This window comes from Shewanella septentrionalis (assembly GCF_025370265.1).
Lineage (GTDB): Bacteria > Pseudomonadota > Gammaproteobacteria > Enterobacterales > Shewanellaceae > Shewanella > Shewanella hafniensis.
Genome location: NZ_JAMTCC010000021.1, coordinates 20,166 through 34,905, shown reverse-complemented (window position 1 = coordinate 34,905; position 14,740 = coordinate 20,166). Strand labels below are relative to the sequence as shown.

Here is a 14,740-nt window from a genome sequence, read left to right as displayed (position 1 = left end):
AAACAACATTAGAGAGCTAACGGAATATAAAGGAATAGATTATGCGATCGACACTCAAAACACGGCTGCTGTTCAGCAGTCTTTCCGCTGTACTGATCACTATTGCTGTACTCGTAAGTATCTCAACTTATTTCATTAGAAATAATGCGTTAGAAAATACACAGAATGAAATTGACCAACTGGCGAATACCTTTTCATCCGGCATTGGTCAGTGGATGCAAGACAGAAAAATGGCCATTACCAGCCTAAAACAAACCATTGAAGCCGATCCGAGTACAAACGTTACCCCTCATTTGCTGCAAGCGCATACTGCGGTGGACTTTGCCCTCACCTATTATGGCGACGAGCAAGGCAACATGTATCGTCAAGATCCGTCTCTAAATACCGCGAATTATGATCCCCGCGTCCGCCCTTGGTATATGGACGCTAAAGCTGCCGGTAAAATGATCATGACGGCGCCCTACGTCAGCGCCACACTGAAAAAACAAGTTGTGACGATTGCCGAACCTGTAATGAGTTCGGGCCAGCTGATAGGCGTGGCAGCAGCGAACTTAACCATAGATCAATTGACCGATGCGGTGCAGCGCCTTGAAGTGCCGGGCGAAGGTTATACCTTGATGGTCGATAATGCAGGACTCATCATCAGTCATCCCAATAGTCAGCTCAATACCCAACAACTCACGAAAATTGATAGTGATTTTAGTAATAGCTGGTTATCACAGCGCACCAATGCCAATACCATGGAAGAACGCACCCTCGATGGCGCCACTAAGTTAGTTTATGTGGCGGCAATTCCCTCAACGGACTGGGCGCTGATTTTCGTGATGGATAAAAAGGAAATCATGTCACAGGCAACCGATCTTGCCTGGTGGATGTCGGCCGTAGGTATCGCCCTATTAGTGCTATTTGGCTTGATTTTAATCGCTATTTTCAAAATCCAATTCAAAGATCTCGAACGCGTTGCCCAAGCACTCAATGATATCGCCGAAGGTGATGGCGACCTAACAGTGCGCATTCATACTGCCAACAGTCACGACGAAATTGGTATGTTGGCATCGGGCTTTAACCGCTTTGTGGAACGTCTCCATGGCATGATTTCCCGTATGCACAAGATTGCCGGTCAACTTGAGCATCAGGCCCAAGGCAGCAGCGCTTCGGCCACGGACAACAGCCAACGCATTGAAGTCCAACAAGATGAAGTGACTATGGTCGCTACGGCTGTCACCGAAATGGCCAGTGCCACCGAAGAGATTGCCAGCAATGCCGAGCACACAGCACAAACTGCGCAAAATGCTGTCGGGCTTTCGAATCATGGCCACAAACAAGTCGCCCAGAGTCAGCAATCTATCCGTAATTTAGCCAGTGAAGTTGAAACTGCCGGCCGAATTATCGGTGAGCTGAATGAGCACTCACAGAAGATCAACAGTATTCTGTTAACGATCAGTGGCATCGCCGAACAAACCAACTTACTCGCACTCAACGCGGCCATTGAAGCCGCGCGCGCGGGTGAACAGGGTCGCGGTTTTGCTGTGGTTGCCGATGAAGTTCGAGTACTGTCACAACGCACTCATTCATCGACCCAAGAAATTCAAGCGATGATCGAAACCCTCCAACAAACCGCCGGTAAAGCTGTTAAATCTATGACTCAGAGTCATGAAATGGCAGAAACCAGTGTGGCCGACGCCAATTCCGCCAGCGAAAGTTTGTTGCTGATCAGTAAAGCCATTAATGATATTTCAGATATGGCGAGCCAAATTGCCACGGCAGCTGAAGAGCAAACTTCAGTCACCAGCGAAATCAACCGCAATACTGAGTCGATTCGTGAAGTGTCAGAGAATCTGTCGATTGAGGCGCAAACCTCTATGGTGCAAGCGCAGGAACTCGCCCACTTAGCCGCGTCATTACAGCAAGAAGTGAATCGCTTCAAACTGTAGAGTCATCACGGACTCTATACCCTGATACCGTAAAACCGCTACATACAATAATGCCCGCGAATGTCACTGACATTCGCGGGCATTTCTTTACACATTCCAGTAATTCAAACTCTTGCGCTTGAACGTCTCAATCGGACTCACACTATCTTAGTCACCTTGTTTTCAAGGTTATTTAACTCAGTGTCTTTTAACTCAGCGCTCTTTAACTCAGGAGCCGCTGTGGAAGGATCTGCATGCAGGTTTCTCAGCCCTTGATAGCCCATTTCAATGCGATTGCCCCCATTTTTCTTAGCCTTATACATGGCCGCATCCGCACAGGAAAGTAACTGTTTTTCGTCCGTGCCGTGCTCTGGATACAGGGCAATACCGATACTCGGCAGAATATGGATTTGCTGATCGGTAAGCTCAAAGGGTTGATTGAGGACTTGTAATATTTTTTGCGCTGCCAACAGGGTATTTTGTGCCGAATCAACGCGCTCAAGTAAGATGACAAACTCGTCGCCCCCAAAACGGGCGACGGTATCAGAGCCCCTTACACAACTGACAATACGTTGCGCTGTCACTTGCAGCAATAAATCGCCCACACTATGACCAAAGGTATCGTTCACCCACTTAAACTTATCTAAGTCTAAATAAAGTAAAGAGAAATAACTTGATTCCCTATGGGCTCTGGATAGCGCCTTTTGAAACCTATCGTAAAAAAGCTCACGATTGGGCAACAGGGTTAGCTGATCATACAGCGCAATATGTTCTAATCGCGCTAGCATTTGTCGGCGTTCAATCGCAAAGGCAATTTGCGTAGAAACAAACTCCAATAGCTCACGGTCTTGGTGCGTATAAGAAGCCGAAGTGGGTAAGCTATGCATCATCAAGGCACCGATAACGCCTTTTTGCAGCTTCAGTGGCACGCCCAGCCAACTTAAATTGCCATTACCCAGTTCTTCGCGAATCGCTTGAGGATACTCAGATAAGGTCACGGGACACAGGAGTAAAGATTCTGCACTGTGTATCACTTGTTCGGTGAACAGGCTGAAACTTGCAATATCGACCAGGGATTTATCACCCGCGGCGGCTTTGTAAGGGAAGCTGAGTTCATTTAAATCTTGATCGTACAATGCAATGGCAAAGTTTGCCGCAGGCAGCAATTTTGCAATGATTTCATGGATACGGCGATATAGAGCTAGTAAGTCCTCAGCGACATGCACAGCTTCAGAAATCTCATACAGTGCAGCTTGTCGGCGTTCGGCGTTTTTACTTTTAGAAATATCCCTCGCCACAGCCACACGTTGCTGATGAACCTCAGACCAGCGGGCAGACCATAAAATATCGACAACTGTGCCGTCTTTACGCACATAACGGTTTTCGAAATCGACCTTATAGCGGCCAGTCATAATCTCATTGGCGGTTGCGAGTGTGCGTTCTCTATCTTCAGGCAGCACAAGATCGAGCATCTGCATACCCATCATTTCCGCAGGCGTATAGCCAAAAATACGTTCAGCCCCCGCACTGACAAATTCAAACCGCCCAGTTTTATCAACGACGCAAATAGCATCCAAAAGAAGGTCAATAAAATTGCTTAGGGAAGTGTAGCCATCATTATTCACACCGTTCTCCAATCAACGTCTGTATTTGGCTAAGTAATAAGTCTGATCATAAGCATAAAAATAATAATAACGCACTATTAGAGTAGGTTAATTTTCAATGTCATTCCAGAGTTGCCCAAGTTGGGCTCGGCTTTTTATAGGATTAAATGCAAACAAAATCAAATACAATACCCTAAGCCATCAGCGGCGAGATTTGACTCTAGACTAAGGGTATCGGCACAATGCCCCAAACCCTAGCCTACATCAGGCTAGGATTGCATTGGCAAATGTGAATAAAATTTAAGGAAGGTCTTTTTGGATGAGTTGCGTTCTGGGTTAAATAAACCGAGTCATTTTCGCCTTGGGCTAGCCATGTGGTCACACTCAAATTGGCAAGAGAGTGTCTATGGCCATGGGATTAAACAAGCGGAGCGACTCGCCCGTTACGCCACAATATTCAATACGGTCGAAGGCAACACCAGTTTCTACGCAACAGCAGCACAGCAAACCGTAATGAACTGGCATAGTGCCACACCCGATGATTTTCGCTTTACCTTCAAGCTGCCGCAAACCATTACCCACCAAAAACTATTGCAATACTGTGGCCAAGAGTTGAAAGATTTCTTCCAAGTGATGGCGCCATTAATTGATAAAACGGGGATCTGGAAAATCCAACTACCCGCCCATTTCGGCCCAGAAAACTTACCTGTGTTAGCGCAATTTCTCAATCAAGTCCCCCAAGGATTAACCTATGGCGTTGAAGTCAGGCATGCTGCATTTTTTGCGAAGGGAGAAGCCGAGCGTGCACTGAATCGATTGCTTATCGATAAAAAAGTGAATCGCATCATCATGGATAGCAGGCCCTTGTTTGCCCTACCACCCAGCGACGCCGCCATTATCGACGCCCATAAGAAAAAACCTCGAGTGCCAGTGCATGCGATTGCCACCGCAAATCATCCTGTGGTGCGCTTTATCGGCCAAGCAGACGATGCCGTAGCACGACTCGCGCAGCAAGGCGCGAGCGCTTTACCTAAGGATAACGATGCCTTTTTTGATAATTGGCTCGCCCAACTCCCGCAGTGGCTTACTGAAGGCCGAGAGCCCTATCTATTTATCCATACTCCCGATAATGAAACCGCACCAGAACTCGCCATACGTCTCTATCAAAAATTGCGCAGCCAAATTGCAACGCACATTCAACTCGCCGAGATAAACCTGCTTGAAAAGAAACCCGAAGAGACAAGCCCCCAGATGGGACTTTCTTGGTAGAACGCTATCAAGGTAAAACGGGCCTAATAAAACCCACGGCAAGCTCGCCGTGGGTATCGCTGCTCTTATTATTGGTGTCGTGCTTTAAAACGTATTCGAGATTGCTCAGCCATTTTATCCTTGTGGGTGTTGAAGGCTCAACACTAACAAGACGGCATAGCTCATTATCGCGGGAAACGGCGCTGAATTTAAACACCAAGCGCTTAAGGCTTGGCTATGTGAGCATTCAGCTTATATTTCTGGCTAACCCCAAAGTGCATTGGCAAGGATAAATACGCACGCAGAGAGCAACATAGTGATAGGAAGCGTCAATAACCAAGCGAGCATGATTTGCTTGATTGTCTGGATCTGAAGCCCTGAGCGATTCGCCACCATAGTGCCAGCAACAGCGGAAGATAGAATATGAGTCGTCGATACCGGCATGCCCGTCATACTGGCAATCCCAATTGATACGGCAGCGGTGACCTGTGCAGCAATACCTTGGCTGTAAGTCATACTCGATGAGCCAATTTTCTCACCCACGGTATACACAATCCTTCGCCAACCCACTAACGTGCCGCAGCCCAGTGCAGTCGCAATGGCAATAATCACCCAAAGTGGCGCATATTCAGTGGTGTGGGTGAGATCCTTGCGCCATTTCGCCAATGAAGTCAGATCTTTCACGGGCAGATCTAACTTAGCGACTTGGCGAGCGGTATCATCGATACACAGGAGTAATCGACGCACCTCGCGTCGCTCAGCGACATTCATCTCTTGGTAAGTCGAGACTTTTGCCAAGCGGCGGTCGAGCAGCGACATCGCGGGCAATACATTCGCGGGCGAGCAATGGGCCAGCATATATTCGGGGACGTTTGCTGAAGCGTTAAAGTCGATCACATCGGCGATAACGGCTTGATTGCGATCGTAAATCGCCATGATGCGCCGATTGGCATCTTGAGTTCTTTCTAAATCATAGGGTTGGCTGCCCATATCCAAGGCAAAATACGCCGGAGCCATACAAATCAGCACTAACATCACTAGGCCGATACCCTTCTGACCATCGTTAGAACCATGGGCAAAACTCACGCCCATAGCAGAGACAATTAAACTCGCCCTTGCCCAAAATGGCGGATGTTTTTTGCCATTAATCTGCATCTGCTCATCGGGAGTGCGGTGAATTTTATGTTTCTGCCAGACATATTTCATGATGAGCAGAAAAATCCCCGCCATCACAAAACCTAAGGTCGGCGAAATAATTAAGGACAACATGATCTGCGAGGCTTTAGAGACATTAATACCCTGCAAGATAGGCTGATGATTCATCCACGCGAACGCGCCGCCCACGCCCATTATTGACCCAATCAAGGTATGGGAACTCGATGCTGGAATACCGAAATACCAAGTGCCTAAGTTCCAGATAATTGCCGAAAACAGCAAAGAAAAGACCATCAATAAACCTTGGGTCGAATCCATGCCTAGCAAGGAATCTACGGGCAATAAATGCACTATCGCATAGGCCACACCTAAACCACCTAATAGCACACCCGCAAAGTTAAAGAGTGCAGAGGTAGCAACAGCAAGATTGGCCGGCATCGCCTTGGTATAGATAACTGTCGCCACCGCATTGGCAGTGTCGTGGAAACCATTGATGAACTCGTATGCCAATACAAACAGTATCGCAAGCACTAAACCCACAGACCAAGCAAAGCCTAACGTAGTGAACATTTCAAACATAACATACTGACCCATGGCGAGAACGCCCACAGACTACGCCTATATTTGGCCTCTTTTACAGTGAAAAATTATTTAGATTGTCAAAAAGTGAATTAGTCCTCAATAACTCAGTCGTATGCTTGCAATTGATGATTATATTCAACGATATGAATAACCGCGAATAAAATCCATAAAGCATTGATTCAAATTAAAAAGTCAGATGAAATGCTCGTTATCATAGGTCGTAACTGCGTTATATCCCATGATCGCCTAACCGAAATCGCTGTGGCGTCATCCCAAAGCGCTCCTTGAAAGCTTTGATATAGGATGAATTATTTTGATAACCGATTTGGTGAGCCACATTCTGTATTGATAGGTCTGTGGCCAATAACGACAGCGAATAGATCAGCCGCAAATGTTGACGCCATAAGACGAATGAGGAACCAAACTCCCTCACAAATAACCTCGACAATGTTCGTTCCGATGCCCCAACCATCTCACCCCATTTCACTAAAGAGAAATCTAAAGCTGGTGTTTGGGTTAAATGCTCAAAGATCAATTTTAGGCGCCTATCTTGCGGTATCAGTAACTTAAAAGTCTGTCCTTCCGCACTATTAATTTGATCGTATAACACCTCAAGCAAACGCTGTATTGCCGCCAGAGCCATTGGCTCAACATTCGTTGGGGGATTAAAAACACATTGTTTTCTAAGCGTTAGCACCAACTCCCTTAGAAAAGCACTCATAGCCACGGGTTTTATCATGGCGCCATAATCTCGGCCATACATAGGATTCAAATAGACACCAATAAAGCAGGTATCTGTAATCGCAACAGACTCATGCATGACACCTGCAGGTACAAAAAGCGCTGTAGTATGGGGGACCAAAAACAGTGCCCCATTTGCCTCTGTCTGTAACAGGCCTTGAAGCGGAAAAATAAGCTGATGCCAACAGTGCTGGTGTAAAACATCCACATAACCCTTCTGCATCTCAATCGTTTTTACAAAGGAAGGCATATTAGGCGCTTGCTCAATAATGGTGTTAATCGAATCGAGTTGGCGACTTAGCATTATTACTTGTCCATATGACGTTATTCAGCCAAATAAAAAGGATTGTAGCATAGCGTTATCCCATAAAAGACACAGGTAAACTCGATGCGCATTCATTGCATTATCCATGAAAGCTATGAAGGTCCAGGCTATTTTAGCGATTGGGCCGCAAGTAAAAACTACAAAATGAGCTTTAGCAGAGTCTATCTAGGTGAAGCTTTACCCGAAAATAGTGATGGTTTTGATTTGTTAATTATACTCGGTGGCCCCCAGTCTCCCGCGACATGCCAAAGTGATTGTCCATATTTTGATAGTCAAGCAGAACAAAGACTTATCAGGCAAGCTATCCAGACAAATAAAGCCGTTGTGGGGGTTTGTCTTGGAGCACAGTTAATCGGCGAGGCATTAGGTGCCCGTTATCAAAAGAGTCCACATGCCGAGATTGGTTACTTCCCCATTGAACTGACTGCAGCAGGAAGAGGTGATATTAGCCTTAAGACATTTTCGACAACTGAAGTGGTCGGCCACTGGCATAACGATATGCCAGGCCTCACTCCCGATTGCGAAGTGCTCGCCACAAGTGAAGCTTGCCCAAGGCAAATAATACGTTACACACATTTAGTTTTTGGATTTCAATGCCATCTTGAATTTATCAGTAGCCAATTAACGCCATTAATAGCCCAAGAACATGCTTTTTCCAGTACACAAAAAATGCCATATATTCAAAGCACTGAGTTCATTCTTGGACAATCAACGACTCGAATGAATCAGTTGCTGGGGCATTTTTTAGATAATCTAGTACTAACCTATAAAGCCGTATAAACACCATACTGAGTAAAAAGTGGCTCCAGCCAAAACAAAAACGCCAGCTAAGTTAGCTGGCGTTTTAGATTAATGACTCACGAATCGCTTATTGCAGATGACCCGCATTGTGCAATTCACGATCATCCTTAGCAGGCGGATTCCACTGATACATCCAAGTCTCAGACAAGGGCTGACCATCGACTTCCAAATAGACTCTCAGGTTAATCGGCTCAGTACCGTCTCCGGGGGGCACTACGTCAAACATAGCGCGGTAACCATTAATGGACGCTAAAGGACGGGCAGATTCAATTTCGACTTTGCCTTCAGATGCAGTGATCACAGCTTTTACTTGGGTGTCTTTGCCTATCATAGGCAAAGTGCCGCCCGCGAAATCCACCACAAAACGCTTACTGTAGTATTTGCGTTTCTGGCCAACTACGCCGCCAATCCCGGTGAAGGTATCAACAACGCGAGCACGGGGTGATTGAACCGGTGGAATGCCGCCCCAATACATGTTGTAGCTATACAACAGCTCTTGACCCGGAACAATTGGCTCAGCAGGATTCCAGAATGCGACTATGTTATCGAAGGTTTCATCCAGTGTTGGGATTTCAACTAACTGCACCGAACCTTTACCCCAACTGCTGGTTGGTTCAATCCACAGACTTGGGCGTTTATCGTAAAACACGCCGTCATCCTGATAGTGATCGAAGTTACGGTCACGTTGCAGTAAACCAAAACCTTTTGGATTTTCATCGCTATAGGCGTTGAATCGCAGATTTTCTGGGTTACCTAGCGGACGCCAAATCCATTCACCATTACCCGTATGCATGGCTAAGCCATCGGTATCATGGATTTCTGGACGCCAGTCGTAACCGGTGCGGCGATCGTTCTCACCCACCATAAACATACTGGTCAATGGCGCTACGCCTAAACGTTCAATCGCTTTACGTGGATAAACAGCCACATCCACTTTCATTTTTAAACGCTCACCCGGCTCGATATCGAAACGGTAAGCACCTGTCACACTCGGTGAGTCTAACAAGGCATACACAGTCGTGATATTCGATCCTGGTTTAGGTTTTTCTAACCAGAAGTCGGTGAACATTGGAAACTCTTCAGGTTTTGGCAGCGCAGTATCCACCGCTAAACCACGAGCCGACAGGCCGTATTGCATCTCATGACCCACAGCGCGGAAATAACTGGCGCCAAGGAAAGCGACAACGTCACGTTCCCAATCGGTATTGAACTGCATACGGAAACCCGCAAAGCCAAGATCCTTAGGCAACTGACTGCCTTTCACCTTTGACTTGCCGTAATCGAACATAGAAGGCGAATAGTCGATTAACTTAGCCTTGCCTTCATTCAATTCATAAATGTGAATTGGCGTGTCGAAATACAGCCCTAGGTGGAACAGCTCAGCACGAAACTCCGAGTCCTGATCGCGCCACAGTGCGGCTTTTTTCTTAAAGTGGAATTGTTGGTAATCATCCCAGCTCATGCCCTGAAGGCTTTTAGGCAATTCGCCTTTATGGCTTTCATAGGGTTGTGCAGCCATAGTACGGGCATAGCCCTTAAGCCAAGCGTAACTGAACTCTTCACCTTCTTGTGGTGACGCCTGCTTACCCGCTGCACACGCCGAAAGACTCAGCAATACGCTACAGGTTAACAATACGCTGCCAACCATGCGCTGCAAACGGCCGCGACGAGAGGAGGATTGGGCTTCAATCGAAGGTACTGTCACCATCGATTGTTGGTAAACGTTTCTTTGTTCGGGAAATAAATTGGGTTGCATAAGCAGACTCTGAATTGGTGTAACTTCCTGACACTTCCCTGCAAATCTAACTAAATTTGCAGCGATGGCCCTGTGGAGAACTGTTGATGACAGAGGTAACAATACAGCGATCAGCAACAATTCGCCAGAATCTAACATACTTTCTGTCGAATGGAATATCGCATGCTAGCTATTTTCAATCTTGAAGCCTATTTATGAAAATATGATTAAAAAATTCCGTTATTTACTGAATTAACATCTATATAAATCCTTACCGCTAACAAGGCAATTGTCGATTTGATTGCAGATACTAGCGCGATGTTTGATTACAGATGCTAGTGCTCAGATTCGGCATGAGTTAACTCATCAATCCATGGCTTAAAATCGAAGAGGCCGTATCGCCGCAGCACGCGATGGAAAAGCCAAGGCAAAGTGCAGCACAGATACCATTGCATGAGCGCATTGAATCGGTTTACGGCCTTAAAATCATGCAAGTCGCCGTGGCGGTAGCCAGTAATTTTCCATCCTGCGTTTTTAGCGTGCCTTCCGAAATCCCTAAGGACTTAGACAGATTAATCACTCTGCCCTCGGCCACTAACACTTGATGCTTAGGCACAGGTCGAATCATTTTAATATTCAAATCGATAGTACCGTAACCCACACCCGCTTCAAGCAAAGTGTGCACGGCGCAGCCAGTAACAGAATCCAGTACAGTGGCAGCGAAACCACCATGAACGCCGCCCAGCGGATTCAAATGCTTATCATCGGCTGTCGCATGAAACAGCACTGAACCTTCTTCGGCTTGAACCAAGGACATAGGCATAGTCTGGGTGATCGAAGGTGCGGGCAGTTCGCCTTTTGCCATTGCCTGTAAAATAGCTAAACCCGACATTTGCTGAATGCTCATATTCCTACCCTAAATTGATAAACACCATTACAGATTAATAAAAATGACCGCTTAACCACAGAGGGTTAGGCGATCATTTGACTGATAATCCACTTAAGCGCTAAGCCAACCTTCAACACTACAAGGCTTAAATTGGATCCATTAACCACTAAAATAAGACAAACAATATCAGTTAAAGCTAGGCTCAGCGGAGATCAAACCTGTCTAAGTTCATCACCTTAGTCCAAGCCGCGATAAAGTCATCGATAAATCGCAGCTGCGCATCGCTGCTCGCGTACACTTCTGCAAGCGCACGCAGCTGCGAATTAGAACCAAAGATCAAATCAACCCGCGACGCCGTCCATTTTGGCTCTCCGCTAACGCGATCCACGCCCTCAAACCTATCTTCCGCTTTTGAGGTGGGTTTCCACGTCGTGCCCATATCCAGCAAGTTAACGAAAAAGTCGTTGGTCAAAAACTCAGGACGCGCAGTAAATACACCCGTCTTAGATTGATCAGCGTTAGTATCTAACACCCGCAACCCACCGATGAGTACCGTCATTTCCGGTGCAGTTAAGGTCAGTAATTGTGCCCTATCAACCAATAACTCCTCCGCAGATACCGAAAATTGAGTGGGATGATAATTTCTAAAGCCATCGGCGACCGGTTCCAGTACCGCAAAAGATTCCACATCCGTTTGCGCTTGCGTGGCATCCATACGACCTGGCGTAAATGGAATGGTCACTTCAACCCCCGCATTTCTGGCCGCTTGGTCAATACCGACACAACCTGCCAGCACAATCAAATCAGCAAGGGAGATTTTTTTACCGCCTTTGTTGAACTCAGACTGAATACTCTCAAGTACTTTCAGCACCTTAGCAAGTTGTTCAGGCTGGTTCACTGGCCAATCTTTTTGCGGCGCGAGGCGAATTCGGGCCCCGTTCGCACCACCGCGCATATCAGACCCGCGATAGGTCGAAGCAGAGGCCCAAGCGGTTGATACTACTTCTGAAATTGTTAATCCAGAGCCAATAATCTTAAGTTTAAGATCCGTTACATCCTGCTCATCAACCAAGGGATGATCAACCGCTGGGATGGGATCTTGCCAAAGAAACGCTTCTGCTGGGACTTCAGGACCCAAATAGCGTGTGCATGGCCCCATATCCCTGTGCGTCAGCTTGTACCAAGCCTTTGCAAAGATCTCAGCAAACTCATCGGGATTTTCAAAGAGTCGACGCGATATTTTCTCGTAATCAGGGTCGAAGATCAGTGCAAGGTCAGTGGTTAACATGGCCGGCACATGGCGTTTTGAGGCGTCGTGCGCATCGGGAATCACCCCTTTACCCGCGCCATTTTTAGGTATCCACTGATGGGCGCCCGCTGGGCTCTTAGTCAGTTCCCATTCATAACCGAATAGATTTTCAAAGAAATTATTACTCCACTGGGTGGGAGTTGAGGTCCAAGTCACTTCAAGACCGCTGGAAATAGCATCGCCACCTTTACCGCTTTTGTAGCTACTCTTCCAGCCTAGCCCTTGCTGCTCAATACTGGCGGCTTCAGGCTCAGGCCCGACTAATGCAGCATCACCTGCACCATGGGTTTTACCAAAAGTATGGCCACCGGCAATTAGGGCCACAGTTTCTTCATCATTCATTGCCATGCGAGCAAAGGTTTCGCGGATATCGACAGCGGCAGCGAAAGGATCGGGGTCGCCATTCGGTCCTTCAGGATTAACATAAATCAGCCCCATTTGGACTGCGGCGAGGGGGTCTTCAAGATCCCGCTCACCAGAATAACGCTTATCGTCTAACCACTTATCTTCGGTACCCCAGTAGACATCGACTTCTGGCTCCCATATATCGACTCGCCCACCGGCGAAGCCTAAGGTTTTGAATCCCATAGATTCCAGCGCGACATTACCCGTGAGGATCATCAAATCGGCCCAGGAGATTTTATTGCCATATTTCTGTTTGATCGGCCAAAGGAGCCTGCGAGCTTTATCGAGGTTGACGTTATCTGGCCAACTATTTAACGGCGCAAAACGTTGATTACCGCTGCCCGCACCGCCGCGTCCATCACCGGTACGGTAGGTGCCGGCACTGTGCCACGCCATACGAATAAATAGTGGTCCATAGTGACCAAAATCCGCTGGCCACCAGTCCTGTGAATCAGTCATTAATGCGAGGAGGTCTTGCTTTACCGCGGCTAAATCGAGGGATTTAAAGGCTTCAGCATAATTGAAGTCTTCGCCCATAGGATTCGACAAGGAAGAGTGCTGATGCAGAATATCGAGCCGGAGCTGTTTAGGCCACCAATCTCGATTCGTGGTGCCACCAGCAGAATGATGCATAGGACATTTGTTCTCAGACATAACGTGCTCTCCTTCTGTTCGCAAAAAATATTCAAGTAAGTAAAAACTAAATGACTTTTGCTGCATGTTTGTACTGCGTAACGTTCTAACTCACCGACTAATCGTTTCTATAGAGAAACAAAAAACAGTCTAACGACCTTACCTTACCTCTAGATGAAACGCGATAAATCATCCCATTAAATAATGTTCAGCAAACATTGCCCTTTTAAATTAAGACATTAAAGGAAGCTAAGTTACTGCTGAGTCCAATATATATAAAGGGAGACATAATTGTCTCCCTTTTCATCTTGCTTAAGCACACATCAATTAAGGCGCACCAGTGTGGTGGGCGGCTTTATCCTGATACATGGCCTTATCGGCGGAATCTAATAGATCCTCTAAACTCATCTCAGAATCTGGCGTCCAATGGGCGATACCAATACTGGTCGCTAAGCTATGTTGCTTAGGATGCTGTTGATTATATTGTTCAAGTAACAGCTTAAAACGCTCGATGACACGATTGACTGTATCGCTATGTACAAAACTTAATAGCACCACAAACTCATCGCCGCCAAGCCTTGCAATCACATCCGACTCCCTAAAAGCGGTCATCAGGATATGGGCAAAATCGTATAACACTTGGTCGCCCTTGAGGTGACCAAAGTTGTCATTCACTTCCTTAAAGAAATCGAGATCGAAGAAGAGTAATGCCGCCTCAGATTCGGTACGCCGACAACTCGCCAGCGCCTGATGGGCCAGTAACTCAAATCCACGCCGATTCGAAATCGTGGTCAAAGGATCTAAAGTGTTTTGCGCGATAGAGAGTAATTCCGCCTCCACCATTTCACCTAAATCCGTCAAGGTTTCAATATCTTCAGCCGTAAACTCTCGCGGTTCAGTGCCGATTAAACACAAGGTCCCTACCCGATATTGCCTATGAATGGTTAAGGGATAGCCAGCGTAGAAGCGAATATGCGGCTGCTCGGTCACCAGAGGATTGTCACTAAAGCGCGGATCTTTGAGGGCGTCGTTTACGATAAAAATATCGTCTTGATTGATCGCATGGCCACAAAATGAAATTTCCCGTGGTGTTTCAGTCACCTCCAATCCTTGGCGAGATTTAAACCACTGCCGCTCGGCATCCACTAAGGTCACAACACAAATCGGCAAAGAAAAAATTCTGCGCGTGAGCCGAGTGATACGATCGAAACGTTCCTCGGCATCGGTGTCGAGCACATTGAGTGCCCGTAACGTGGCCAAACGTTGCAGCTCGTTTTCAGGGATAGTAGGTAATTGCATTGTGCTCTCTGCTAACTGCTTTCATTAAACTCTAGCCTAAATTGCGTATTCTTGCGGAGTTAAGGCTGATATTCGTTCCAGCCTTACCCTCTTTAAATGAC

10 protein-coding genes are annotated in these 14,740 nt (G+C 46.8%); 3 read left to right on the top strand and 7 right to left on the bottom strand.

What is annotated here, in order from left to right; genetic code table 11:
* The first annotated feature begins 41 nt into the window (after positions 1-41).
* Positions 42-1,934: a methyl-accepting chemotaxis protein gene (locus NE536_RS13200; protein WP_261272973.1), complete on the top strand. Its 1,893-nt coding sequence runs from the start codon at positions 42-44 to the stop codon at positions 1,932-1,934.
* Between the two features lie 137 nt (positions 1,935-2,071).
* Here NE536_RS13200 and NE536_RS13195 read toward each other — a convergent pair whose 3' ends face one another.
* Positions 2,072-3,538, bottom strand: a complete 1,467-nt coding sequence (locus NE536_RS13195; protein WP_261272972.1) for a diguanylate cyclase domain-containing protein — start codon at positions 3,536-3,538, stop codon at positions 2,072-2,074.
* A 294-nt stretch (positions 3,539-3,832) separates the two neighbouring features.
* On the opposite strand from NE536_RS13195, the gene NE536_RS13190 reads away from it, so the two are divergent.
* Entirely contained in the window at positions 3,833-4,786 is a 954-nt protein-coding gene (locus NE536_RS13190) for a DUF72 domain-containing protein (RefSeq protein ID WP_261272971.1), read from the top strand.
* Between the two features lie 243 nt (positions 4,787-5,029).
* On the opposite strand, the gene NE536_RS13185 is transcribed toward NE536_RS13190, so the two are convergent.
* Both NE536_RS13185 and NE536_RS13180 read right to left on the bottom strand, forming a co-directional pair.
* On the bottom strand, positions 5,030-6,499 hold the full coding sequence (locus NE536_RS13185; RefSeq protein ID WP_261273004.1) for an inorganic phosphate transporter: 1,470 nt from the start codon (positions 6,497-6,499) through the stop codon (positions 5,030-5,032).
* A 232-nt stretch (positions 6,500-6,731) separates the two neighbouring features.
* Positions 6,732-7,547, bottom strand: a complete 816-nt coding sequence (locus tag NE536_RS13180) for an AraC family transcriptional regulator (RefSeq protein ID WP_342455082.1) — start codon at positions 7,545-7,547, stop codon at positions 6,732-6,734.
* 84 nt (positions 7,548-7,631) lie between these two features.
* Between NE536_RS13180 and NE536_RS13175 the strand changes: the two genes are divergently transcribed.
* Positions 7,632-8,348: a type 1 glutamine amidotransferase gene (locus NE536_RS13175; RefSeq protein ID WP_261272969.1), complete on the top strand. Its 717-nt coding sequence runs from the start codon at positions 7,632-7,634 to the stop codon at positions 8,346-8,348.
* Positions 8,349-8,436: 88 nt separating this feature from the next.
* Here the strand turns inward: NE536_RS13175 and NE536_RS13170 are convergent, their stop codons facing one another.
* From NE536_RS13170 to NE536_RS13155, 4 genes are all read right to left on the bottom strand, one after another.
* Positions 8,437-10,125, bottom strand: coding sequence for an OpgD/OpgG family glucan biosynthesis protein (locus NE536_RS13170; protein ID WP_006083981.1), 1,689 nt, complete (start codon positions 10,123-10,125; stop codon positions 8,437-8,439).
* A 451-nt stretch (positions 10,126-10,576) separates the two neighbouring features.
* Entirely contained in the window at positions 10,577-11,011 is a 435-nt protein-coding gene (locus tag NE536_RS13165) for a PaaI family thioesterase (RefSeq protein ID WP_107403900.1), read from the bottom strand.
* Between the two features lie 184 nt (positions 11,012-11,195).
* The gene (gene katG / locus NE536_RS13160; protein WP_261272968.1) at positions 11,196-13,361 is read right to left on the bottom strand and encodes a catalase/peroxidase HPI; all 2,166 of its coding nucleotides are present in this window, start codon (positions 13,359-13,361) and stop codon (positions 11,196-11,198) included.
* Between the two features lie 306 nt (positions 13,362-13,667).
* Complete coding sequence (locus NE536_RS13155; protein WP_126491244.1) at positions 13,668-14,639, bottom strand: GGDEF domain-containing protein; 972 nt, start codon at positions 14,637-14,639, stop codon at positions 13,668-13,670.
* Between the last annotated feature and the right edge of the window lie 101 nt (positions 14,640-14,740).